The following is a 23806-nucleotide window of genomic DNA, read 5'->3' as shown; positions in this document are numbered from 1 at the left end:
GAAAGAAAAAGCGGCAGGTGGTTATAGGAAAACGGAACATCTGCAAAAGGTATCAGAGGCAAGGAGATGAGAGCAAATGGCAGTAACAATTAAGGATGTGGCAAAAAAGGCCGGGGTGTCCTATTCTACAGTGTCCAGAGCTTTGAATGGAATCGGAAGCGAAAACACAGAAAAAAGAAAGCGGATTTTGGAGATTGCAGATGAAATGGGATATGTGCCCAACCAGGCGGCAATTAACCTGAAGCTTTCCCGCTCCTATGTGATTGGCCTGTATTTTTCCACAATCAGTAAAATGTCTTCGCCGTTTGTTCTTCATGATGTATTGACCGGGGTTTACAGTGTTGTGGGAAGCAAATACAATGTGGTGGTAAAAGGTATTGATATGCATGAACCGGGCACCTTAAATCCCAGTTATTTTGATGGCATTATTGTACTGAGCCAGCGCTCGGAGGATCAGGCATTTATTGATGAGGTTCTGGGAAAGAAGATCCCTATGGTGACGATTTGCAGAACGGTGTATGCCGATGCGCCCAATGTGACTACAGATGAGGCAGGGGCCATGGAAAAGGCTATGGATTATCTGCTTGAAAACGGACATAGAAAAATATGCGTGATCGAAGGAGGGCCGAATCTGGATTCCACCAGACTTCGTCACAAGGGCTGGAGGGCCTCGGTGCGAAAGCATGGATTGGATCCGGATGAGATCCCTATTGTAGGAGGAACCTACCGGTACGCCAGCGGCTATCAGGGAGCTAAGCTGCTTTTGCAGCACAAGCCTACGGCAATTCTCTGTTTTAATGATGAAATGGCCTTTGGAGCGAGAGAAGCTATTGTAGAGGCGGGGCTGAAGGTTCCGGATGACGTTTCTCTGGTTGGCTTTGATAACTGGGATCTGTCTGGGTACAACAGTATGAAGCTCACAACGGTAGAGCGGAATATGGGTGAGATTGCCAAGGAGGGAACCAGAGTTCTTCTGCGGCGTCTGGAGGATGGTGTTGTGGACAACAGCCGTATTTATCTGGAAAACAAGCTGATTATCCGAAGTACCGTGAAGGATATCCGTGGGGACTGGGCAGAGGAAGACAGAGAATCTTAAGAGTTCTTTCAGTTGTTCTTTTTCAGTGGTTTTGCTATACTATGCTATATATGGAAATTTTTAACTGTTCAGGACGGGGTATCTTCTTGTCCGCCGTCCTGAATAGTTATGTATATTTTTGGAAAAGCAGAATCAGGAGAGGCTTTATGAGGGCGAAGAAAACGAAAGAAAACAAGAGACAACTATGGAAAAGAATGTGCAGCCTGCTTGTGGCCTGCGCTCTGATTGTGATGAGCGGGCCGCAGCAGGCTGCGGCTGCTCCCACAGCCGGGGATACAGGCGCGCAGCCTGGGGCATTGGTGATTCGATCCGATGAACTGAGAGGAGTCTGGGTTTCCTATCTGGACTGGGAACAGCTTCCTGCCGAACGGGGATCCTACCAGCTTGCTGTGGATAAGATTCTGGACCGGTGTACAGAATTAAAAATGAACGCGGTATTTGTTCATGTACGTCCGGATGCAGATGCCATGTATCCGTCTCAGTATTTTCCCTGGTCCCGTTTTGTAACAGGAACCCAGGGACAGGATCCGGGCTATGATCCTCTGGCATATTTTGTCCGTGCCGCTCATGAGCGGGGACTTCAGTTTCATGCCTGGATCAATCCGTTTCGTGTTACAGGTTATCACAACACCTGGGAACAGGTGTCGGAGAACAGTCCTGTCAAGCAGTGGTTAAGTGACGGGGATCCTTCCAATGATCGCTGGGTGCTGAAACAGAACGGCGCATATTATCTGAACCCGGCAGTGGAAGAGGTGAGAGCGCTGATTGTAAACGGAGTGCGGGAGATTGTCCAGAAGTATACAGTAGATGGAATTCATTTTGATGATTATTTTTATCCGGATGTAGATGATGAGGATTCCAGCCGCTGGTTTGATAAGCCGGAATATGAGGCGTCAGGAAGCACTCTGTCCATTGCGGATTGGCGAAGGGAGAATGTCAACAAGCTGATTCGCAGTGTCTACAGCACAGTCAAGGAAACAAGGCCGTCAGCCCAGTTCGGAATCAGCCCGGAGGGATATCTGGCGCACCTGCGCAGTGATACCAGACTGTTTACAGATATAGACGCATGGATGTCTGAGGAAGGGTATATTGACTACATTATGCCGCAGATTTACTGGGGCTTTGAGCATAAAACCTCCAGCGGAAGTCCTGCTCCCTTTGCATTTGAAAACAATCTGAAATCTTGGCTGGAGATGAAAAAGAAGGGGAAGGCAAAGCTGTATCTGGGTCTTGCCATGTATAAGACCGGCTCGAACTCCAGTGACAACAATGAGGTGCCGGAATGGCTCAGATATGATGATATTATGAAGCGTCAGGTGCTGGCAGGAAGAGCCTCGGGACAGGTATCCGGCTTCTGCTTTTATGCCTACAGCTCCTTCCAGGAGGAGGCATGTCAGAAGGAAGTGGAGAATCTGCTCCAGGTATTTCGCTGAAAATAAAATGAAACAGGAAGGAAAAGAAAATGAGCACAATGAAAAGATTGGAAGAGTATGTTGTCAGTATCCCGGATTTTCCGGAGCCGGGGATTATTTTCCGTGATGTTACCAGCATTCTTCAGGATGCAGACGGACTTCACATGGCGATTGACAAGCTGAGAGAGATGGTAAAGGATCTGGATTTTGACGTAGTGGTAGGTCCGGAATCCAGAGGATTTATTTTTGGAGTGCCGGTTGCCTATGCAGAGCATAAAAGTTTTGTTCCGGTACGGAAAAAAGGAAAGCTTCCAAGAGAAACCATTTCTGCAAAGTACGATTTGGAGTATGGTTCTGCGGAGATTGAGATTCATAAGGATGCGATTAAACCAGGACAGAAGGTAGTGATTGTAGATGATCTGATTGCCACAGGAGGAACTGTGGAGGCAATTATTGATTTGATAGAGCAGCTGGGCGGCGTGGTTGTGAAGGTATGCTTTGTTATGGAACTGGCAGGATTGCAGGGACGAAAGAATCTGTCTGGATATGATGTGGATTCCGCTATTATTTATGAGGGAAAATAAAGTAAGAGATTCCTGTTCTTGAAGCAGGAATCTTTTTCTTATGTCATAGGACGGCAATTTCCTATGACATAAAAATGCTCCGCATAACAGAAACAAAATGCAAGGTTGACATGATAAGTGAAAAACATTAATATGATAGTCTGCCTGCTGATAAAAGAAAAATAGGGAGACAGAAGGATGACAGATAAAATAAGACAGGAAAAATCAGAGGAAGGAATTCTTTATGGAATCGGCGTAGGACCAGGGGATCCGGAGTTAATGACCATAAAGGCACTTCGTATTTTAAAAGAATGTGATGTGGTGTTTACACCAGGAAAAAGCAGAATGGAAAGTACTGCATATGGGATTGCCGTTCAGGCTTTGCCGGAGCTGGAGGAGAAGGACTGTGTCTGTGTGGAGATCCCCATGGTACATGACAGAAAACAGCTGAAGCAGGCGTATGACCAGGCAGCGAATCTTGTGGAAGAGAGGCTTTGCCGGGGGCAGAAGGCAGCCTTTCTGAATCTGGGAGATGTGACTCTGTATGCCACATATCTCCATGTTCACCGCCGGATACAGAAGCGGGGATTTCAGGCAGAGCTGATTAACGGAATTCCATCCTTTTGTGCTGCAGCTGCGGCTTTTGGAAGAGGACTGGCAGAGGGACATGAGCAGTTTCATATTCTGGCAAAGCCGGGGCAGGTAGAAGCAGGTCTGGCCCTGTCTGGAACCAAGGTGATTATGAAAAGCAGCAGGCAGAGCAGCCAGTTTCGGCAGCAGCTGGAGACAGCAGAACAGGAGGGACAGGAGGTTTTTCTGGCAGAAAACTGCGGAATGCCTGGACAGCGGCTGCAGAGAGGCGCCGGGGCTGTGACAGGACAGGAAGGATACTATTCCCTGATTCTTGTAAAGGAAAAAAAGAAGCTGCAGGAAAACAGGGCGGAAAGAAATGGGGTACAGACAGATGAAGCATGAGCTTTATGTAATCGGAATGGGACCGGGACGGGAAGAAAAGATGACGTTAGAGGCTTTGCAGGCGCTGGAGGCCTGTGATACGATTGTAGGCTATACGGTTTATGTGGATCTTCTGAAAATGCGGTTTCCGGATAAGGAGTACATGACGACGCCTATGCGTCAGGAGACCAGGCGGTGCCGGATGGCCTTTGAGGAGGCACAGAAGGGAAAGCGGGTAGCTATGGTCTGCAGCGGAGATGCAGGTGTCTACGGGATGTCCGGTCTGATGCTGGAGCTGGGAAGAGAATACCCGGACTGTCAGGTAACGGTTATCAGCGGAGTGACCGCTGCCCTGGCCGGAGCAGCCCTGCTGGGAGCGCCGCTCATGCATGATTTTGCTGTCATCAGTCTGAGTGATCTGCTGACGCCCTGGGAGAAGATTGAGAAGCGTCTTCGGGCAGCAGCAGCGGCGGATTTTGTGATTTGCCTTTACAATCCTTCCAGCAAAAAGCGTTCTGATTATCTGAAACGGGCCTGCCAGATCATTTTTGAAGAAGCAGGGCAGGAGTTAGTCTGCGGCGTGGTGAAATCGGCTGGAAGAGAGGGAGAATGTGCAGAGGTGATGTACTTGTCAGAGCTGGAGGAGTATCCGGCAGATATGTTTACAACGGTCTTTATAGGAAATTCCGAGACAAGGATCATAGACGGGCGCATGGTAACGCCCAGAGGATATCAGAATATCTGAGGGAGAGTGTGAGATATGGAATCATATTATGCAAAGCAGCTGGAGTGTCTCTGCAGCCAGGTAAGACCGGGAGACAGGGAAGCAATGGAAGCATCAAAAAGGCACTGGAACAAAATTGCGAAGCCTCTGGACGGTCTGGGCCGAATGGAGGATTTACTGGTAAAAATCGCAGGAGTAGTCCGCAGTGAGAAGCTGTGCCTGGAACGAAAGGCTGTTGTGGTTTTTTGTGCGGATAACGGTGTGGTAGCTGAGGGTGTAACCCAAACCGGCAGTGAGGTAACGGCTGTGGTAACGGAAAATATTGCCAGAGGCATTGCAAGCGTCAATCGAATGGCTTCAGTAGCCGGAGCTGACGTAATTCCGATAGATGTGGGAGTGAAAGGACGGCTTCAGGAGACGGGAATCCGAAACTGCCGGATTGCAGACGGGACGGCGAACCTGCTGCATGAGCCAGCAATGACCATGGAACAGACTCTGGAGGCGATTCATACAGGAATTGCTCTGGCAGGGGAGTTAAAGGACAGCGGCTATGACCTGCTTGCAGTGGGAGAAATGGGAATTGGCAATACCACAACCAGCAGCGCCATTGCAAGCGTTATGCTGGAACAGCCGCCGGAAGCAGTGACGGGACGGGGCGCCGGACTTTCCGGAGAGGGACTGGAGCGGAAGATCCAGGTGATCCAAAAAGCCATTGTCCTGCATGGCCCAGATCGGGAAAAGCCTCTGGAGGTTCTGTCAGCTTTGGGAGGACTGGATATCGCAGCTATGACTGGATTTTTGCTGGGAGGAGCTATTTACCGGATTCCTGTGGTTCTGGACGGGATGATTTCTGCGGTGGCAGCCCTTCTGGCAGCGGCGCTTTGTCCAGGGGTGACAGATTATCTTCTGCCTTCCCATCTGGGGAAGGAACCGGCCTGCCGCCTGGTCATGGAGCGTCTGGGATTTGAGCCGGTCATTCACGGCCAACTGGCACTGGGAGAGGGAACCGGAGCAGTGATGCTGTTTCCTCTGTTAGATATGGCGGCATCAGTTTATGAGGAAAACAGTACCTTTGCAGATATAAAAATCAAGGCTTACGAAAGCTTTGAAGACTGAGAAAGGTCCGGGAAAAGGAAATCCAGAAGCGGTACAAAAACCGGAAAAGGGATAAAGCAAGAAAAACCGGAAAAGCAGGGGTTGGGAGAGACAGGAAAGGAAGGCAGACGGATATGGTACATTTTATCGGAGCAGGACCGGGAGATCCGGATTTAATTACAGTGAAGGGAAAACGGCTGATTGAGGAGGCAGATGTGATTATCTATGCCGGCTCTCTGGTAAATCCTCAGGTTCTGGCAGGGGCCAGACCAGATGCAGAAATATATAACAGCGCCCAAATGACGCTTCCTGAGGTGGTTGCTGTCATGAAGAAGGCAGAAGAGGAGGGGAAAACTGTAGCCCGGGTACATACAGGGGATCCTGCAATTTACGGAGCTCACAGAGAGCAGATGGTTCAGTTGGATGAGCTTGGAATCTCTTATGATGTAGTGCCGGGAGTCAGCTCTTTTCTGGCAGCAGCAGCAAGCATGAAAAAAGAATATACCCTTCCGGGAATCAGCCAGACAGTGATTCTTACCCGAATGGAAGGAAGAACGCCTGTTCCGGAAAAAGAGCAGATAGAAGCCTTGGCAGTTCATCAGGCATCGATGGCGATTTTTTTAAGCGTAGGACAGATGGACGAGCTGAGCAGCCGTCTGATCAAAGGCGGATATCCGGAAACAACTCCGGCAGCAGTGGTGTATAAGGCTTCCTGGGAGGATGAAAAAATTGTGACCGGAACCTTAAAGGACATCGGGGAGCGAGTGCGTCAGGAAGGGATACGGAAAACGGCCATGATCACAGTGGGACGTTTTCTTGGAGGTGAGTTTGAGCTTTCTAAGCTGTATGATGAGAACTTCAGCCACGGCTACCGGAAGGCAATACAGGAGAGCCGGAAGCCGGAGAAAGAAGAGGCAGAGAACAGAGAAGCAGGTATGGAGCGCTGAACAGGACAGGAGGACGGAAAATGGCAAAAAAAATTATGATTCAGGGAACCATGTCCAATTCAGGAAAAAGCTTTCTGGCAGCAGCGCTTTGTCGGATTTTTCATCAGGATGGTTATCGGACAGCGCCTTTTAAGTCTCAGAATATGGCGTTGAATTCTTATATCACAGATGACGGGCTGGAGATCGGCAGAGCCCAGGCCATGCAGGCAGAGGCAGCAGGTATTCTGCCTGCAGCAGAGATGAATCCGATTCTGTTAAAGCCTACCAGCCATATGGGAAGCCAGGTGGTGATTATGGGAGAGGTTTTTGGCAATATGAAGGCCATGGATTACTACCGGAGAAAGCCGGAGCTGATTCCCGTAATCAAAGACGCCTTTGCCCGTTTGGAAGAGCAGTACGAGGTAATCGTTTTAGAGGGTGCCGGAAGTCCTGCGGAGATTAATCTTCGAGAAAATGATATTGTAAATATGGGAATGGCAGAAATGGCAGATGCTCCGGTTCTTCTGGTTGGAGACATTGACCGGGGCGGTGTATTTGCCTCTCTTTACGGAACTGTGAAGCTGCTTTCTCCACAGGAACAGAAACGGATTCGTGGATTAATTATTAATAAATTTCGGGGAGATGTGGAAATACTGAAGCCGGGGCTGGATATGATAGAAGAAAAGGTGGGGATTCCGGTGGTAGGAGTCATTCCCATGGAGCAGATCGATCTGGATGATGAGGACAGTCTTTCAGAACGGCTGGATGCGGGGAAGAGACGGGGATATCAGACAGAAGCAGGAGATGAGCAGCCGTATCTGGATCTTGCAGTCATTCACCTTCCCCATATTTCCAATTTTACAGATTTTAATCCTCTGGAACAGGGCAGTGGAGCAAGGCTTCGGTATGTAAGCTGTGTTTCTCAGCTGGGACAGCCGGATCTTCTGATTCTTCCAGGAACGAAAAATACCATGGCAGATCTGGCCTGGATGAGGGAAAATGGACTGGAAGAAGAGGTGATTCGCCTGGTGGAGGAAAAAAAGATTCCTCTGATTGGAATCTGCGGCGGTTATCAGATGCTGGGAGAAGGCCTTCAGGACCCAGAAGGAGCAGAGGGGGTACCCGGAAGCTCTATGAAGGGAATGGGGCTTCTTCATGCAGAAACCATATTTGCATCCAGAAAAACAAGAACAAGGATCACAGGCCGCATACAGGCTGGAAGCGGAATTTTTTCAGCAGGGCAGGGAAGCTTGATTTCCGGCTATGAGATTCATATGGGGATTACCAGAGCGATTTCTTCGGAAGAAAAACATGCGAAAACAGCAGTTTTTCTGGAGGACGGACGAAGAGACGGCCTTTGCAGGGAGGATGGCCTGGTATTTGGAACCTATCTTCACGGACTGTTTGATAATGAAGAATGGACAGGGAAGCTGCTGTCTGGCCTGGCAGAGAAAAAGGGAATTCTGTGGAGTAGCCCAGAGGAAAGCCGCAGGGCTTATAAGGAGAGACAGTATGACAGGCTGGCCCAGCTGGTGCGGGAAAACCTGGATATGAAGAAGATATATGAAATCATGGGAATGGATGCGAAAAACACAGATGAGACGAAACAGGCAGAAGGAGAGTTGACAGTATGAAAGAACAAATGCAGTGGATTCGGCCAGAGGAGATCGAAGCCCGCAGTATGGAAATCATTGAATCAGAAATGCCCCAGGGAAGCTGGAGCCCCGGAGAACTGGCAGTAGTGAAGCGGTGTATTCATACCTCGGCAGATTTTGATTATGCAGAAAATCTGTATTTTTCTGATCATGCTGTAGAAAAAGCTCTGGAAATCTTCAGAAAGGGCGGATTTATCATTGTGACAGATACGAATATGGCGGCATCAGGCATTAATAAACGAGCCCTGGAAACGCTGGACGGCCATGCAGTATGCTTTATGGCAGATCCGAAGGTAGCAGAGGAGGCAAAGAAACGGGAGGTAACAAGAGCTCTTGTCAGCATGGAATATGCAGCAAGGCTTACAGGCCCTTTAGTATTCGCCATTGGAAATGCCCCCACGGCTCTGATCCGTCTTCATGAAATGATGGAAGAGGGAAGCATTCATCCGGATTTTATTATTGCAGTTCCGGTAGGCTTCGTAAATGTAGTAGAATCGAAGGAGCTGATTGCGGCAGATCCGGCACCCTGTATTGTGGCAAAAGGGCGCAAAGGGGGAAGCAATATTGCGGCAGCTGTCTGCAATGCCCTGATGTATCAGCTGACCAGAGGCTGACAAAGGGGAAGGAAGTTTGCGAAAAACCTTTTTTTTCTTGCTTTTTTCGACAAAAATAATTATAATGATTCAATAACTATGCGTATAAAAAGGTGGCTTTTCTATGGCAGAAAAACAATTGGAAACGGGAGTGGATATTGAACTGGAAAATCCTGCGGACTTTACCAGTCCGGAAGTATTGTATCAGGATTTGATCAGAAGTATCAGGAAGTACCATCCGTCTGATGATATTTCCCAAATTGAAAAAGCATACAAAATCGCCAGAGAGGCGCATAAGGATCAGAAGCGAAAGTCGGGTGAACCATATATTATTCACCCTCTTTGTGTTGCTATTATTCTGGCAGATCTGGAGCTGGACAAAGAAACTATTATTGCCGGAATTCTTCACGATGTGGTAGAGGATACCATTATGACTCTGGATGAGGTGGAGAAGGAATTCGGTGCTGAGGTGGCTCTTCTGGTAGATGGAGTTACAAAGCTGACTCAGCTGTCCTGGTCCATGGATAAGGTGGAGATTCAGGCTGAGAATCTGCGAAAGATGTTTTTGGCCATGGCCAAGGATATCCGTGTGATCCTGATTAAGCTGGCGGACCGCCTTCACAATATGCGTACTCTTCAGTATATGAAGCCGGAGAAGCAGAAGGAAAAGGCTCGTGAGACCATGGACATTTATGCACCTATTGCTCACAGGCTGGGTATTTCCAAGATCAAGGTGGAGCTGGATGATCTGTCTCTGAAGTATTTGAAGCCAGAGGTTTATTATGATCTGGCAGAGAAGATTTCCCTGCGCAAGGATGCCAGAGAAGCCTTTGTACAGAGTATTGTAGACGAGGTGTCTGCTCATATCCGCGAGGCCGGGATTGAAGCTCGGGTAGACGGAAGAGTGAAGCATTTCTTCAGCATTTACAAAAAGATGGTAAACCAGGACAAAACCCTGGATCAGATTTACGATTTGTTTGCAGTCCGGATTATTGTGGAGACAGTGAAGGACTGCTATGCGGCTCTGGGTGTGATCCATGAGCTTTACAAGCCCATACCGGGCCGGTTTAAGGATTATATTGCCATGCCCAAGCCCAATATGTATCAGTCGCTGCACACGACTCTGATCGGCAGTACCGGCCAGCCCTTTGAGATTCAGATTCGGACTTATGAGATGCACCGGACGGCAGAATATGGTATTGCAGCTCACTGGAAGTATAAGGAAAGCGGAAGCGGTAAGATTGCAGCAGGAGATGAGGCTGCCAAGCTGTCCTGGCTGCGTCAGATTCTGGAGTGGCAGAGAGAGGCAGATAACTCCAAAGAATTTTTGAATATGGTTAAGGGCGACCTGGATCTGTTTTCTGACAGCGTGTACTGCTTTACACCTACTGGAGATGTGAAGAACCTGCCCAGCGGTTCTACGCCGATTGACTTTGCCTATTCCATCCACAGCGCTGTAGGCAATAAAATGGTAGGAGCCAGGGTCAACGGAAAGCTAGTGAACATTGATTATGTGATCCAGAACGGCGATCGAATTGAGATTATTACTTCCCAGAATTCCAAAGGTCCCAGCCGGGACTGGCTGTCTCTGGTCAAGAGCACACAGGCAAGAAATAAGATCAATCAGTGGTTTAAGACAGAGCTTAAGGAAGACAATATTACCAAGGGCAAAGAGATGATTGACCGGTATTGTAAGGCCAAGGGTATTAACTATCCGGAGATTAACAAGCCGGAGTTTCAGGAAAAGGTTATGGCCCGGTATGCTTTTAAGGATTGGGATTCTGTTCTGGCTTCCATTGGACATGGCGGATTAAAAGAAGGTCAGGTCATCAACAAGATGCTGGATGAAAAGGCCAAGAAGCAGAAAAAAGAGGTAACGGACAAGGCGATTCTGGACGGCATTGAGGAGATGACAGGAAAAGCTCCTGAAAATAAAAAATCCAAAAGCGGAATTGTCGTTAAGGGAATCCACGATGTGGCTGTGCGTTTTTCGCGCTGCTGCAGTCCGGTTCCAGGAGATGAGATTGTTGGTTTTGTTACCAGAGGCCGCGGAATTTCTATTCATAGAACAGATTGTATCAACATTATTAATCTTCCCAGCGATGAGCGGGTTCGTCTGATTGATGCAGAATGGCAGCAGCCGGAGGGAGAAGGCAATAAGGAGCGGTATTCCACGGAAATCCAGATTTATGCCAACAACCGAATTGGAATGTTCGTAGACATTTCCAAGGTGTTTACGGAGCGTCAGATTGATATTACTTCTATGAATGTACGCACCAGCAAGCAGGGGAAGGCTACGATTATCATGACCTTTGATATCCAAGGGATTGAGGAGCTGAACCGTTTGACGGATAAATTAAGACAGATAGAGGGCGTTCTGGATATTGAGCGAACTGCAGGTTAGATAGTTGCAGCCGCATTTGATAGGAGCGCAGAAAAGAGAGAACAGAGGCAGATAGAGGATATTTGCTTCTGTTCAAATTATATAAGAAGAGAAGAAGGGGAAACATCATGAGTGATTTTCGGATACAGACCTGTGTGATGGGGATGGTCAGCACGAATTGCTATATTGTTTACAGAAAGGGCGGAAAGTCTGCGGTGATCGTAGATCCGGCAGACAATGGAGCTTATATTCTGAACAAATGCCGGGAGCTTCAGGTGGAGCCGGAGGCAGTGCTTTTGACCCACGGACATTTTGATCATATTATGGCAGTTGATGATATCCGGCGGGCATTTCATTGTAAGGTATATGCTCACATGGATGAAACAGAACTGCTGAGAGATCCGTCTATGAATCTGTCAGGAACCATGGGAACAGAACAGTTTTCTGTGGAGGCAGATGAGCTGCTTCGCGATGGACAGATCGTAAAGCTTCTGGACTGTGACTGGAAGGTGATGGCTACGCCGGGGCATACAAAGGGCTCTGTCTGCTACTACCTTGCTTCTGAGGAGGTGCTCTTCAGTGGGGATACCTTATTTGCAGAGTCCCTGGGAAGAACGGATCTTCCGACAGGAAGTGTTCAGCAGATTGTCCGGTCCATTGCAGAGCGGTTGTTTGAGCTTCCCGATGATACCATGGTTTATCCGGGGCACGGAGATCCCACAACCATTGGCCATGAAAAAATATACAATCCGGTTGTGCCGTACTGGAAGAAAAACCGCTGAAAACTGTTTCAGAGGAAAACATCTGTGAGGATAATATAAAATGATAGGAATTTTATTAAATGATAATGGATATGAGCAGGATATCCGCGAGCTTTTGATGGCATTTTATCCGGGAGAGACCTTTGTTCATGAAGAGCAGGATGACCAGGAACATGTGCGCTTTTATGCAGAGGGAGAGGTAAATCAGGAAAGACAGGTATTTTCTCTGTCTTTGCGTTTTCCGGGAGCTTCCCGGTTTTATGTGCCAGAGGATCTGGAGCCGGAGGTCAGAAAAGAGTGGGAAGCAGCCAGTGAAAGCACGGAGATTTCCGTGGATTATGAGGATCGGTTTGAAACAAAAAACAGGATCAAGCGGCGACTGTATGTGCTTTTAATGGGGGAGACAGGAAAGCAGCTTCCCTGGGGAACTTTGACTGGAATCCGCCCCACGAAAATTGCTATGACAAAGCTGGCCGAGGGGGCTTTGCCGGAGGAGATTTTCCGCTACATGAAGGAAACGTATTTTACCAGTGATGAGAAAATACGTCTCAGCATTGAGATTGCTCAGAGAGAGCGCCAGCTTTTGTCAGCCATTGATTATAAAAATGGCTACAGCTTATATATCGGTATTCCCTTCTGCCCGACCACTTGTTTGTACTGCTCCTTCACCTCTTACCCCATTGGAAAATGGAAAGAGAGAACAGGGGAATATCTGGAGGCTTTGTTCCGGGAAATGGATTATGTGGCAGAAGAAAAGCGCGGCTGCACGCTGGATACGGTATATTTTGGCGGAGGAACACCGACCTCTCTCTCTCCGGAGGATCTGGATATTTTGATTACCCGGCTGAAGAAAACCTTTGATTTTTCCACCGTTCAGGAATTTACGGTAGAAGCGGGAAGACCGGACAGCATTACCAGGGAAAAGCTTCAGGTGCTGAAAAATCATGGAGTAACCAGAATTTCCATCAACCCTCAGACTATGAAGGAGGAAACCTTAAAGTTGATTGGACGCCGCCATACGGTTGAGGATGTGAAGGAACGGTTCCAAATGGCCCGGGAGATGGGATTTGACAATATCAATATGGATCTGATTATCGGACTTCCGGAGGAAGGGCTGGAGGATGTGCGGACGACCATGGAAGAGGTGAAGGCTCTGGCGCCGGACAGTGTAACCGTTCATTCTCTGGCAATTAAGCGGGCAGCACGGCTGAATACCATGAAGGAAGTTTATAAGGATTTAAAAATTACCAATACGCAGGAAATGATTGATCTGACAGCGCAGTATGCCCGGGAGATGGGGCTTGAGCCTTATTATCTGTACCGGCAGAAAAATATGGCCGGAAATTTTGAAAACGTAGGCTACGCGGCTCCAGGAAAGGCATGTATTTACAATGTGCTGATTATGGAGGAGCAGCAGACCATTATCGGCTGCGGCGCGGGGACTACGACCAAGCGTCTGTTTCCAGAGGAAAACCGCATTGAGCGGGCGGAAAATGTAAAAGACGTGGAGCAGTATATCAGCCGAATTGATGAAATGATTGAGAGGAAAAGGCGCCTGCTCTCGGAAAAAACCATTGCTATTTAACTGTGAGAATAGTATAATCGATAAGCAAACGCACTTGCCGCAGGGCGGCAGATGCAGAAGAGGAACGGAGAAAGGATATCATGGCATTGAAGAAAAAGCCGGTTACCGGCATGAGAGATATTCTGCCTGCAGAAATGCAGGTACGGGAATATGTAATGAACCAGATTAAGGAAACGTATCGAAGCTTTGGATTTACGCAGATGGAAACTCCCTGTGTAGAGCACATTGAGAACCTGACCAGCAAGCAGGGCGGGGACAATGAAAAGCTGATTTTTAAGATTTTAAAGAGGGGAGAGAAGCTGAATCTGGAGACAGCAGAGACAGAGAATGATCTGGCGGACAGCGGTCTGCGCTATGATCTGACCCTGCCCCTTTCCAGATATTATTCTAATAACGGAGCCCAGCTTCCCAGCCCCTTTAAGGCACTTCAGATGGGAAGCGTATGGCGCGCCGATCGTCCTCAGAGAGGGCGGTTCCGTCAGTTTACCCAGTGTGATATTGATATTCTGGGAGATGCCACCAATATGGCTGAGATTGAGCTGATTCTGGCTACTACCACAGCTCTGGGAAGGATCTGTCCGGACAATGGTTTTACCGTGCGGATCAATGACAGAGAAATTCTGAAGGGAATGGCTTTATACTGCGGATTCCCGGAGAATGGGCTGGATCAGGTGTTTATTACACTGGATAAGATGGACAAAATTGGTTTGGAGGGAGTCAGCGCAGAGCTTTTGGAGCTGGGATATGAGTCAGAGAGTGTGGAGAAGTATACAGGTCTTCTGGCAGAGCTTGGCGATGATGCGGCAGCTGTCCGAAGCCTCGGTGAGAAGCTGTCTCAGGTACTTCCTGTGGCTGTGACAGAGAATCTGGCTTCTATTATGGATACGGTGACAGAGGTGGCAGAGACAGATTTTAAGCTGGCTTTTGATCCCACTCTGGTTCGCGGAATGTCTTACTATACAGGAACGATTTTCGAGGTTTCCATGGAGGGCTTTGGTGGTTCCGTGGCAGGCGGCGGCCGCTACGATAAGATGATCGGCAAATTTACTGGTCAGGATACCCCGGCCTGCGGATTTTCCATTGGTTTTGAGCGGATTGTTACGATTTTGATGGAGCAGGGCGGCCGTGTTGAGGACGGTATTGTGAGAAAAGCATATCTGGTGGAAAAGGGAATGGATTCTGGCCGGTTCAGCCAGATTATGAAGCAGGCCATGGACGAGCGCCGGGCCGGTGTTCAGGTACTGGTTTCCCAGATGAACAAGAATAAAAAGTTCCAGAAGGAACAGCTTGGAAAAGAAGGTTACACAGAATTTGTAGAGTTCTACCGGGAAGCATTAAAATAGGCAGGATTTTAGAGAGATGCAAATAACGGCGGCAGGTTCCGCCGGGAGATAAATAAAAGGAGATTATGATCATGGCAGAGTCTATGCTGGGGCTGAAACGGTCCCATCGCTGTACAGAGCTTGGCACAGCCAATATCGGTGAACAGGTAACGGTTATGGGCTGGGTGCAGAAAAGCAGAAACAAAGGCGGAATTATTTTTGTGGATTTACGGGATCGTTCCGGAATTCTGCAGATTATTTTTGAGGAAAATAACTGTGGAGAGGAAAGCTTTGCAAAGGCAGAGAAGCTGAGAAGTGAATTTGTCATTGCAGTAACAGGAAAAGTAGAGGCCCGTTCCGGCGGTGTCAATGAAAATCTGGCTACCGGAGGAATTGAGGTTCGCGCAGAAAGTCTGCGTATCCTTTCAGAGTCTGAGACTCCTCCATTCCCCATTGAGGAAAATTCCAAGACAAAAGAGGAGCTTCGCTTAAAATACCGTTTCCTGGATCTGAGAAGACCGGATATTCAGAGAAACCTGATCCTTCGCAGTAAGATTGCCATTCTCACCAGACAGTTCCTGGCTGAGGAAGGCTTCCTGGAGATTGAGACTCCTACTCTGATTAAGAGTACTCCAGAAGGTGCAAGAGACTATCTGGTTCCCAGCCGTGTACACCCGGGATCCTTCTATGCACTGCCGCAGTCTCCGCAGCTGTTTAAGCAGCTGTTGATGTGCTCTGGCTATGACCGTTATTTCCAGCTGGCTCGCTGCTACCGAGATGAAGATCTGCGGGCAGACCGTCAGCCGGAGTTTACCCAGATCGATCTGGAGATGTCCTTTGTAGATGTGGACGATGTAATTGATGTCAATGAACGTCTGCTTTACAAGCTGTTTAAGGAGCTTTTGAATGTGGAGATTCCTCAGCCGATTCCGAGAATGACCTGGCAGGAGGCTATGGATCGCTATGGTTCCGATAAACCGGATATTCGTTTTGGTATGGAACTGAAAGATGTTTCCGAAGTAGTAAAAGACTGTGAATTCGTTGTATTTAAGGGCGCTCTGGAAAATGGCGGAACGGTTCGCGGCATCAATGCCGAGGGACAGGGAGGAATGCCCAGAAAGAAAATTGACGCTCTGGTTTCCTTTGCAAAGGATTACGGCGCAAAGGGACTGGCTTATGTAGCAATTCAGGAGGATGGAACCCTGAAATCCTCCTTCGCAAAATTCATGACAGAGGAGCAGATGGCTGCTCTGGTGGCCGCTATGGACGGAAAGCCTGGCGATCTGCTGCTGTTTGCGGCAGATAAGAAGCAGGTTGTATGGGCAGTGCTGGGTGCTCTGCGTCTGGAACTGGCCCGTCAGCTGGATCTCCTGAAAAAGGATGATTTCAAATTCCTGTGGGTAACGGAGTTCCCGCTGTTAGAGTATTCTGAGGAGCAGGGACGTTTCGTAGCTATGCACCATCCATTCACCATGCCGATGGATGAGGACTGGCATCTGATTGATTCTGATCCAGGCGCTGTTCGTGCAAAGGCTTACGACATTGTATTAAACGGAACAGAGCTGGGCGGTGGTTCTGTCCGGATTCACCAGAGCGATATCCAGTCCAAAATGTTTGAGGTACTGGGCTTTACTCCGGAAAAAGCACAGGAGCAGTTCGGTTTCCTGTTAGAGGCATTTAAGTATGGAGTTCCGCCTCACGCAGGTCTGGCTTATGGTCTGGACCGTGTGGCTATGCTGATGGGCGGCTGCGACAGCATTCGTGAGGTGATCGCTTTCCCGAAGGTAAAGGATGCGTCCTGTCTGATGACAGAGGCTCCGACTCCGGTAGATCCCAAGCAGCTGGAAGAGCTTGGCATTGAGATTTCCCCTGAGGCAGCGGATGCTGAATAAAAGCAAAATTACAGCAGAATAGAGAGAAGCGGAAAATGGAGAACCGTCGTGTGAAAAACATGGCGGTTCTCTGCGTCTTTTGGAGACAAATTTTCTGGACATGATCTGTGAAAAGTATGTGAAAACATGGAAAAACGGACTTTAATTTGATACAATGAGGGTAACTATTCAGGACGGCGGGAGAACTGAACAGTTACTAATGAAGATATCTATAGAAGACAGAAATGTTGAGCAGAAATTGAAGCAGAGAGAGAGGATTCCTATATGGGAACAGATGGTTTAAAGGTACTCGTTGTAGATGATGAAGCGAGAATGAGAAAGCTGGTCCGGGACTTTCTTACAGTAAAAGGCTTTTATGTGCTTGAAGCAGAAAATGGAGAGCAGGCAGTCGATCTGTTTTTTAAGCAGAAGGATATCGCTCTGATTATTCTGGATGTGATGATGCCGAAAATGAATGGCTGGGATGTGTGCAAAACTATTCGCCAGTATTCCAGAGTTCCGATTATCATGCTGACAGCAAGAAGCGAGGAGAGGGATGAGCTCCAGGGCTTTCAGCTGGGAGTAGACGAATATATTTCCAAGCCCTTCAGCCCCAAAATTCTGGTTGCTCGGGTAGAGGCGATTCTCAGACGCAGCAATATGGCAGTGTCAGACGTGACAGATATAGGCGGCATCCGCATTGATAAAGCAGCCCATCAGGTAACGATTGACGGACAGCCGGTAGATTTGAGCTATAAGGAATTTGAATTGCTGGCATATTTTGCGGACAATCAGGGAATTGCTCTTTCCAGGGAAAAGATTTTAAATAATGTGTGGAATTATGACTATTTTGGTGATGCGAGAACCATTGATACCCATGTGAAAAAGCTCCGCAGCAAGATGGGAGAAAAGGGAAACTATATTAAAACCATCTGGGGAATGGGGTATAAATTTGAGGTAGATCAATGAATAATCAGTCATATTTCAGCAGGCTCAGGCAGCGGTTCAGCCTGAGGCATTCCATTCGCCGCCGGATTATGGTGATTTTTATTGGCCTCATGGCCAGTATGCTTCTGGCTGTCTGGGCGATTAACAATTTCTGGCTGGAACGCTATTATGTGTCCCAGAAGCAGGAGGTGATGGAGCAAGCTTACCTGGATATTAACTGTGTAGTAATGGAGCAGGTTCAGGCAGGAAAAAGCGTCAGCGATATCATCACGGAGGAACAGCATCAGGAGTGGGAAAATTGGGTTGAGGACAGAAAACAGTCCGGTTCCTGGGGAAATGATTCAGAGAGCCTTCCAAAAGCTTCCCCCGAAAGCAGAAAAAAAACGCTTTTGGGTACCATTCGAACTTATGGGGACCATAACAACATTACCACGGTGCTGATTGACAGCTACACAGGAACTATTCTTCTGCGTTCAGATTGGGAAACAGATTTTCTGGCCAGGAAGGTTCAGCAGTATGTGCTGGGAATGGATGCCGACAGGTCCAAGGTTTTAAAACAGGGGGAAAATTACGTCATTGAAATGAATTACGATTCCCGAACGAACGCAACCTATGTGGAGAGCTGGGGATATTTTTCTGACAATAAGACTCTGTTTATTATGTCTATGCCTCTGGACAGTATCCGGGAAAGCGTTGGTCTGTCAAACCGTTTTATTACGTATGCGGGTCTTATCGTGCTGGTTGCCGGAAGTGTTCTTATGTATTTTGCAACGAACCAGGTTACAAGACCGATTTTGAAGCTGGCATCTTTGTCAGAGCAGATGTCAGAACTGAATTTTGACGTAAGCTGCGACGACAGCCGTTTGGATGAAATCGGAGTTTTGGGACGCAGTATGAATACTCTTTCGGATAAACTGAAGGAAACCATAGGAGCGCTTCAGGAGGCCAATCAGCAGCTTCAGCATGATATTGACGAAAAAATCCAGATCGATGAAATGCGAAAGGAGTTTATTGCCAATGTTTCCCATGAACTGAAAACGCCCATTGCCCTGATTCAGGGATATGCAGAGGGACTGACAGAGGGAATGTGTGAGGATGAGGAGAGCCGGAGCTATTACTGCGAGGTCATTATGGACGAAGCTAATAAGATGAATAAAATGGTAAAGCAGCTGCTCACTCTGACAGCATTGGAATTTGGAAGAGATATGCCGGTCATAGAGCCTTTTGACGGGGCGGAGCTCATTCGTGATCTGGTAAATTCCTCCAGCATTCTGCTTCAGCAGAATGAGGCCCAGGTAGAGGTTTCTGTTCCTGAGCATCTGGAGGTTTTAGGAGATGAGTTTAAAATCGAAGAGGTGGTGACAAACTATCTGACAAATGCCATTCATCATCTGGACGGAGAACGGCTGATTCGGATCCGTGCAGAAGTCAGAAAAGAAACAGGACAGGCTGTGATTCGAGTGTTCAATACAGGAAACCCGATTCCAGAGGAAGACTTGCCGAATCTGTGGACCAAATTTTACAAAGTAGATAAGGCAAGAACCCGTTCTTATGGCGGAAGCGGCATTGGGCTATCAATTGTTAAAGCTATTATGGATGCTCATCATCAGGATTGCGGTGTGGTTAATAAGGAAAATGGAGTAGAGTTCTGGTTTACACTGGCTATGGCGCAGACCAAAGAGGATGATTCACGGGAAATGATACAGAAGGGAAGCCTGTGATGGAACTGCCATAACAGGAAGAACATAGAGGGGAAATGCCGGATTTTGCATAGGAAAGGGTCCGGCGGAAAAATGAACCCAAAATAACGAAAGGAAAGAGAAAGCATGAAAAAAAATCAGGAAAACTGGAAGCAGGATCTTCCCGAATTTCGGGAAAAAACAGCCGCATTTTATGCAGGAGAAATGGATAAGGGCGCGTATAAGGGATTTTCCGGCTACTATGGAAGCTATGCACAGAAAGGCGGAACAGCCAGTATGCTGCGGCTGAGAATGACTGCCGGACAGGTTACAAAGGAAAAAATGGCATTTGTAGCCAGAATGATTCAGGAGTATCAGGTAAAGAAAATGCATTTTACTACCTGTCAGACGATTCAGTTTCATGATCTGAATCAGGAACAGGTTTTTGGTGTGATGGAGCAGGCTCTGGATGCAGGGATTATTACCATGGGAGGAGGCGGAGATTACCCGCGTAATGTGATGTGCTCTCCTCTTTCCGGAACCGAAAAAGATGAATATTTTGATGTACTGCCATGGGCCAGAGAAGCAGGAGAATATCTGTTGACCTTTATTAAGGCAGAAAAAATGCCGAGAAAGCTGAAGGTGGGATTTTCCAATTCCCCAAAAAACATGACCCATGCCACTTACAGAGATTTGGGATTTGCAGCCCGTCCAGATGGACTCTTTGACGTATATAGTGCAGGCGGACTGGGAAATAATCCCTGTTTTGGCGTTCTGGTGGCAGAGGGAATCAAGCCAGAGGAGATTTGCTATTATATAAAGGCCATGTGGCTGACTTTCCGGGCTTACGGGAATTACGAAAATCGTGCAAAGGCCCGTACCCGGTATATGCAGGAGTCTCTCGGTGGTCCTGAGGCATATAAAAACGCATTTTTAGAAAAGCTTCAGCAGGTTCGGGAGTCTGGTGAGGATCTGACGGTTCAGGCTGTTGTGACGGAGATAGAGAAAAAAGGAGACGGAAGTGAAATTTCAGATGTTCGTGTAACACCTCAGAAGCAGGAGGGACTGTATACAGTCATGTGGCATCCGATCGGAGGTCTGGCTTCCACGGAAAAATTCTGTGCGCTGAATGATGCACTGCAGAAAATAGACGGCGCAGAAATGCGACTGGCTCCTGACGAGACTGCTTATATTATCAATCTTACCGGCAGTGAGGCAAAGCAGATTCTGGAATTGACAGATGACAGTGCAAAAACTCCGTTTGAGGCTTCTGTCAGCTGTATTGGTGCATCGATTTGTCAGGTAGGAGCCCGTGACTCTCAGGGACTTCTGACAGCATGTGTGGAGGCGGTTCGGCAAGCACAGCTTCCAGCTTCTGCTCTGCCGAAAATCCATATTTCCGGCTGTCCGTCTTCCTGCGGAACCCATCAGACAGGAGAAATGGGATTCCGCGGTGGAGTGAAAAAAGTAGACGGAAAGGTTTGGCCAGCCTTTGTACTGTATGTAGGCGGCTGTGACTACCAGGGAAAAGAGACAATGGGACAACAGCTGGGAACTATTGAAGAAACAAAAATTCCGGAATTTCTGGTAACTCTGGGACGGCATGTGGCTGAAAGCGGCATGGAATTCCATGAGTGGCGTCAGAAAAATCCGGATATGCTGGAGAATCTGGCAAAGCCTTATCTGGCATAGGCTTTGTCAGGGTTGTTTCTCTGATTGGGAGGAATTCTTCTTATTTTGAACGAGTGCCAGCAGCTCCTGCATATTCAGCCGCTGATCCTTCATTTCACTTCTGGTACCAGGCAGATAATGCTCCAGAATGGGAAGGAGGATCAGAACGGTGATTCCTGCAGTAAAGCCTCCGTTGTACAAAACAAAACCACCGTGAACCGCGCTGGTTGCGGTACACATGGAGGCACAGAGAAAACCACTTAAAATGCCTACGCGGAAGCCGTAATGGCCAACTAAGGGGCTCATTCCCGTTGCAAAGGCAACACCATTTAAGTATCCCTGGGTAGAAAGGGACCAGGTCAGCTCACGGCCGTTCATGTGACAGAAAAATCCTGTAACAAGATAAAGCATCTGATATCCGATCAGGATAGGAAGTACATTTCGGGGATGCTGTCCCATGGCAGAAAAGGTAAGAGCTGCCAGCATAATACCAAAGGTGGGGCCGGTGAATCCGGCTCCATTTGTAAAGAGAATTACCAGATTCAAATATAGTAAAAACAGAGAACCATAAATTCCAATATTCATCAGACATACAGACATTCCGTATTTTTCTGCAAAATCACTTCGAAAGCCGGTATCCTTTAACAAATGAGAAAGACCCTTCAGGCTTCGTCCATTTAAAAAATAACCTGTAAGAAAACAAAATAAAAAAATCAGCAGATAGAAACAGTTTCCATAAAGCCGATAGCTTTCTCCAAAACGGATATAAATGGGGTTTTCTACAGTGATAATCTCCGGTGGGACAATTCCCATGGTCCGATACATCAGGTTGAAAACGAAAAAGCCAAAAACTCCGAAAGCCAGCCCACCATTGTACAGATTATAGCCCTTATGCCATGCCCGGGCTCCCGGCAAAATAGCCGGAGTGACGTAGCCCATCATCAGGCAGAAGCAGACAGCCAGAATCACACCCTTTAATTCCAGCTGAGCCTGACCGAACAGAAAGGTATCTCTCTGGGTATAGCGGAAGAGAAATTCGCTGATAAATGGTGCAAAGGAGGTTGTATACATACAAATATGGAGATTATCTTTATAATCCAGTTTCTGGCGGTGAAGATATACAAAAGGAGCCAGAAAGCAGGGCATCATATTCAGCAGGTTCAGTCCGTAGAAACAATGGGCAACTACAAGAAAGTATCCAGATAAGGTATTGGTATGAGAATTGCCTGGAAGGCCGATCATAAACAAAAAGCAGACCATACCGCATACGCCGGCATTTAACATGGCGCTGGCCAGGCCGCCTATGGCAAAATAATCAGTCACCAGAGGACATGGCGTAATAAGAATCCTGTACCAGTTCTGAAATACGGATCCCCATTCACCAGTATAAATTGCTGCAATAAAAGCGGAAATCAGAAATGCGGCAGAAAAGCCAAAAGCGATTCCGTTAATGATCTGACTGTTGTTAAATTTTTTTATTTTCATTTGTAAACCTGCTCCCCTAAAAATGATGCCGCAGAATGAATTTTCCCCGCAGCAGACTTGTTGATTTCTTGTAACTATTCAGGACGGCGGGAGAATTGGAAGAAAAATCCGTGTCAAGCTTGCTTGTAAGCGGGGCTTTCTTCCAGTTCTCACATCGGAGGAATCTCCGACGCTTCTTGTCCGGCTTTGCCGGACAAGAAGATGCCCCGTCCTGAACGGTTACGATTCCTTTATATCATCTTAACATGGAAAAAAAGATTATACAATCCGTGGAAGCATTGTCTATGAAAAAGTACAACACCTGTTATTTCTATAAAATATAATAGAAGAAACTGCGAAGAAAAAAGAGAATCATAAGGGAGAGAAGAGAGTCGGGCGGATTGGGGAGAGGAAAAATGAGAAAGGAGGCAGATACAAAAAATATGGAAAAGCAGCATAAAACAGGAAAAAACGAAAAAATAAAAAAATTGAAAAAAACTGTTGACATTTGTTGGAAGGTTTGATATTATATAACTCGCCGCTGAAAACGGCGGCAACGAACTTCAAAAAGTTCAAAAGAAAAATAAAAAAGTTGTTGACAAACAAAAGCAACTGTGATATACTTAAAAAGTTGCTGCTGAGAACAAACAACAACATGAACCTTGAAAATGAAAGATTGAACAGTGTTTAAAACCCTGAAAATTCTAATAAAAAAGAGTCCTGGTTGGACATCTTTGAATCAGAGTATTCAGAACAAAAACAAACCAAACAACAGTAGAACGGTTTAAAATTTGCTAGTAGTTAATTTTGAATCGGGACACAAACTTTTTATTGAGAGTTTGATCCTGGCTCAGGATGAACGCTGGCGGCGTGCCTAACACATGCAAGTCGAGCGAAGCGATTTAGCGGAAGTTTTCGGATGGAAGTTAAATTGACTGAGCGGCGGACGGGTGAGTAACGCGTGGGTAACCTGCCTCATACAGGGGGATAACAGTTAGAAATGACTGCTAATACCGCATAAGCGCACAGCATCGCATGATGCAGTGTGAAAAACTCCGGTGGTATGAGATGGACCCGCGTCTGATTAGCTAGTTGGTGAGGTAA

Annotated in this window: 18 protein-coding genes and 1 rRNA gene; 18 read left to right on the top strand and 1 reads right to left on the bottom strand. The window is 47.4% G+C overall.

Translation table 11 applies throughout. The features are described from left to right. Nucleotides 1-76 precede the first annotated feature (76 nt). The 17 genes from ACESON_RS00095 (at nucleotide 77) to ACESON_RS00015 (ending at nucleotide 21259) form a co-directional block, all read left to right on the top strand. Entirely contained in the window at nucleotides 77-1096 is a 1020-nt protein-coding gene (locus ACESON_RS00095) for a substrate-binding domain-containing protein (RefSeq protein WP_177959967.1), read from the top strand. A gap of 146 nt (nucleotides 1097-1242) precedes the next feature. Next, nucleotides 1243-2529, top strand: a complete 1287-nt coding sequence (locus ACESON_RS00090) for a glycoside hydrolase family 10 protein (RefSeq protein ID WP_373107834.1) — start codon at nucleotides 1243-1245, stop codon at nucleotides 2527-2529. Between the two features lie 38 nt (nucleotides 2530-2567). Continuing rightward, the gene (locus tag ACESON_RS00085) at nucleotides 2568-3092 is read left to right on the top strand and encodes an adenine phosphoribosyltransferase (protein ID WP_177959982.1); all 525 of its coding nucleotides are present in this window, start codon (nucleotides 2568-2570) and stop codon (nucleotides 3090-3092) included. A 177-nt stretch (nucleotides 3093-3269) separates the two neighbouring features. Beyond that, entirely contained in the window at nucleotides 3270-4046 is a 777-nt protein-coding gene (gene cobI, locus ACESON_RS00080) for a precorrin-2 C(20)-methyltransferase (RefSeq protein WP_373107831.1), read from the top strand. After that, the gene (cobJ, locus tag ACESON_RS00075; protein WP_373107829.1) at nucleotides 4021-4770 is read left to right on the top strand and encodes a precorrin-3B C(17)-methyltransferase; all 750 of its coding nucleotides are present in this window, start codon (nucleotides 4021-4023) and stop codon (nucleotides 4768-4770) included. Before cobI ends, cobJ begins: the two co-directional genes overlap by 26 nt. A 15-nt stretch (nucleotides 4771-4785) precedes the next feature. Continuing rightward, nucleotides 4786-5865: a nicotinate-nucleotide--dimethylbenzimidazole phosphoribosyltransferase gene (cobT, locus tag ACESON_RS00070; protein ID WP_177959970.1), complete on the top strand. Its 1080-nt coding sequence runs from the start codon at nucleotides 4786-4788 to the stop codon at nucleotides 5863-5865. Nucleotides 5866-5978: 113 nt separating this feature from the next. Further along, entirely contained in the window at nucleotides 5979-6791 is an 813-nt protein-coding gene (gene cobM / locus ACESON_RS00065) for a precorrin-4 C(11)-methyltransferase (protein ID WP_373107828.1), read from the top strand. Nucleotides 6792-6811: 20 nt separating this feature from the next. After that, nucleotides 6812-8404: a cobyric acid synthase gene (locus ACESON_RS00060; RefSeq protein ID WP_373107825.1), complete on the top strand. Its 1593-nt coding sequence runs from the start codon at nucleotides 6812-6814 to the stop codon at nucleotides 8402-8404. After that, entirely contained in the window at nucleotides 8401-9039 is a 639-nt protein-coding gene (locus tag ACESON_RS00055) for a precorrin-8X methylmutase (protein WP_373107824.1), read from the top strand. The genes ACESON_RS00060 and ACESON_RS00055 overlap by 4 nt, the downstream gene beginning before the upstream one ends. 103 nt (nucleotides 9040-9142) lie before the next feature. Then, nucleotides 9143-11422, top strand: coding sequence for a bifunctional (p)ppGpp synthetase/guanosine-3',5'-bis(diphosphate) 3'-pyrophosphohydrolase (locus tag ACESON_RS00050; protein WP_373107822.1), 2280 nt, complete (start codon nucleotides 9143-9145; stop codon nucleotides 11420-11422). 107 nt (nucleotides 11423-11529) lie between these two features. Beyond that, nucleotides 11530-12183, top strand: coding sequence for an MBL fold metallo-hydrolase (locus tag ACESON_RS00045; protein ID WP_177959975.1), 654 nt, complete (start codon nucleotides 11530-11532; stop codon nucleotides 12181-12183). Between the two features lie 40 nt (nucleotides 12184-12223). Then, complete coding sequence (hemZ, locus tag ACESON_RS00040) at nucleotides 12224-13747, top strand: coproporphyrinogen dehydrogenase HemZ (protein WP_177959976.1); 1524 nt, start codon at nucleotides 12224-12226, stop codon at nucleotides 13745-13747. A gap of 80 nt (nucleotides 13748-13827) precedes the next feature. Continuing rightward, the gene (gene hisS, locus ACESON_RS00035) at nucleotides 13828-15090 is read left to right on the top strand and encodes a histidine--tRNA ligase (protein WP_177959977.1); all 1263 of its coding nucleotides are present in this window, start codon (nucleotides 13828-13830) and stop codon (nucleotides 15088-15090) included. Between the two features lie 71 nt (nucleotides 15091-15161). Next, nucleotides 15162-16961: an aspartate--tRNA ligase gene (aspS, locus tag ACESON_RS00030; protein ID WP_177959978.1), complete on the top strand. Its 1800-nt coding sequence runs from the start codon at nucleotides 15162-15164 to the stop codon at nucleotides 16959-16961. Between the two features lie 264 nt (nucleotides 16962-17225). Then, nucleotides 17226-17909, top strand: a complete 684-nt coding sequence (locus tag ACESON_RS00025; protein WP_177959979.1) for a response regulator — start codon at nucleotides 17226-17228, stop codon at nucleotides 17907-17909. 41 nt (nucleotides 17910-17950) lie between these two features. Then, nucleotides 17951-19609, top strand: coding sequence for a sensor histidine kinase (locus tag ACESON_RS00020; protein ID WP_373108277.1), 1659 nt, complete (start codon nucleotides 17951-17953; stop codon nucleotides 19607-19609). 105 nt (nucleotides 19610-19714) lie between these two features. After that, on the top strand, nucleotides 19715-21259 hold the full coding sequence (locus ACESON_RS00015; protein WP_373107819.1) for a nitrite/sulfite reductase: 1545 nt from the start codon (nucleotides 19715-19717) through the stop codon (nucleotides 21257-21259). A 6-nt stretch (nucleotides 21260-21265) separates the two neighbouring features. On the opposite strand, the gene ACESON_RS00010 is transcribed toward ACESON_RS00015, so the two are convergent. Next, nucleotides 21266-22723 (bottom strand): DUF1576 domain-containing protein, encoded by a 1458-nt coding sequence (locus tag ACESON_RS00010; RefSeq protein ID WP_177959981.1) that lies wholly within the window; start codon nucleotides 22721-22723, stop codon nucleotides 21266-21268. A gap of 806 nt (nucleotides 22724-23529) precedes the next feature. On the opposite strand from ACESON_RS00010, the gene ACESON_RS00005 reads away from it, so the two are divergent. Beyond that, nucleotides 23530-23806: ribosomal RNA gene (locus ACESON_RS00005) — 16S ribosomal RNA — on the top strand; the annotation flags it as partial.

Origin of the sequence: Lachnoclostridium sp. Marseille-P6806 (assembly GCF_964238185.1) — a bacterium.
Classification (GTDB): Bacteria; Bacillota; Clostridia; order Lachnospirales; family Lachnospiraceae; genus Brotaphodocola.
The sequence above is the reverse complement of the archived record's forward strand: the minus strand, read 5'-3'. Positions and strand labels throughout refer to the sequence as shown.

Coding starts and splice junctions, on each gene's coding strand:
- ACESON_RS00095 (WP_177959967.1), top strand. CDS start 77: ATGGCAGTAACAATTAAGGATGTGGCAAAAAAGGCCGGGGTGTCCTAT.
- ACESON_RS00090 (WP_373107834.1), top strand. CDS start 1,243: ATGAGGGCGAAGAAAACGAAAGAAAACAAGAGACAACTATGGAAAAGA.
- ACESON_RS00085 (WP_177959982.1), top strand. CDS start 2,568: ATGAAAAGATTGGAAGAGTATGTTGTCAGTATCCCGGATTTTCCGGAG.
- cobI (WP_373107831.1), top strand. CDS start 3,270: ATGACAGATAAAATAAGACAGGAAAAATCAGAGGAAGGAATTCTTTAT.
- cobJ (WP_373107829.1), top strand. CDS start 4,021: ATGGGGTACAGACAGATGAAGCATGAGCTTTATGTAATCGGAATGGGA.
- cobT (WP_177959970.1), top strand. CDS start 4,786: ATGGAATCATATTATGCAAAGCAGCTGGAGTGTCTCTGCAGCCAGGTA.
- cobM (WP_373107828.1), top strand. CDS start 5,979: ATGGTACATTTTATCGGAGCAGGACCGGGAGATCCGGATTTAATTACA.
- ACESON_RS00060 (WP_373107825.1), top strand. CDS start 6,812: ATGGCAAAAAAAATTATGATTCAGGGAACCATGTCCAATTCAGGAAAA.
- ACESON_RS00055 (WP_373107824.1), top strand. CDS start 8,401: ATGAAAGAACAAATGCAGTGGATTCGGCCAGAGGAGATCGAAGCCCGC.
- ACESON_RS00050 (WP_373107822.1), top strand. CDS start 9,143: ATGGCAGAAAAACAATTGGAAACGGGAGTGGATATTGAACTGGAAAAT.
- ACESON_RS00045 (WP_177959975.1), top strand. CDS start 11,530: ATGAGTGATTTTCGGATACAGACCTGTGTGATGGGGATGGTCAGCACG.
- hemZ (WP_177959976.1), top strand. CDS start 12,224: ATGATAGGAATTTTATTAAATGATAATGGATATGAGCAGGATATCCGC.
- hisS (WP_177959977.1), top strand. CDS start 13,828: ATGGCATTGAAGAAAAAGCCGGTTACCGGCATGAGAGATATTCTGCCT.
- aspS (WP_177959978.1), top strand. CDS start 15,162: ATGGCAGAGTCTATGCTGGGGCTGAAACGGTCCCATCGCTGTACAGAG.
- ACESON_RS00025 (WP_177959979.1), top strand. CDS start 17,226: ATGGGAACAGATGGTTTAAAGGTACTCGTTGTAGATGATGAAGCGAGA.
- ACESON_RS00015 (WP_373107819.1), top strand. CDS start 19,715: ATGAAAAAAAATCAGGAAAACTGGAAGCAGGATCTTCCCGAATTTCGG.
- ACESON_RS00010 (WP_177959981.1), bottom strand. CDS start 22,723: ATGAAAATAAAAAAATTTAACAACAGTCAGATCATTAACGGAATCGCT.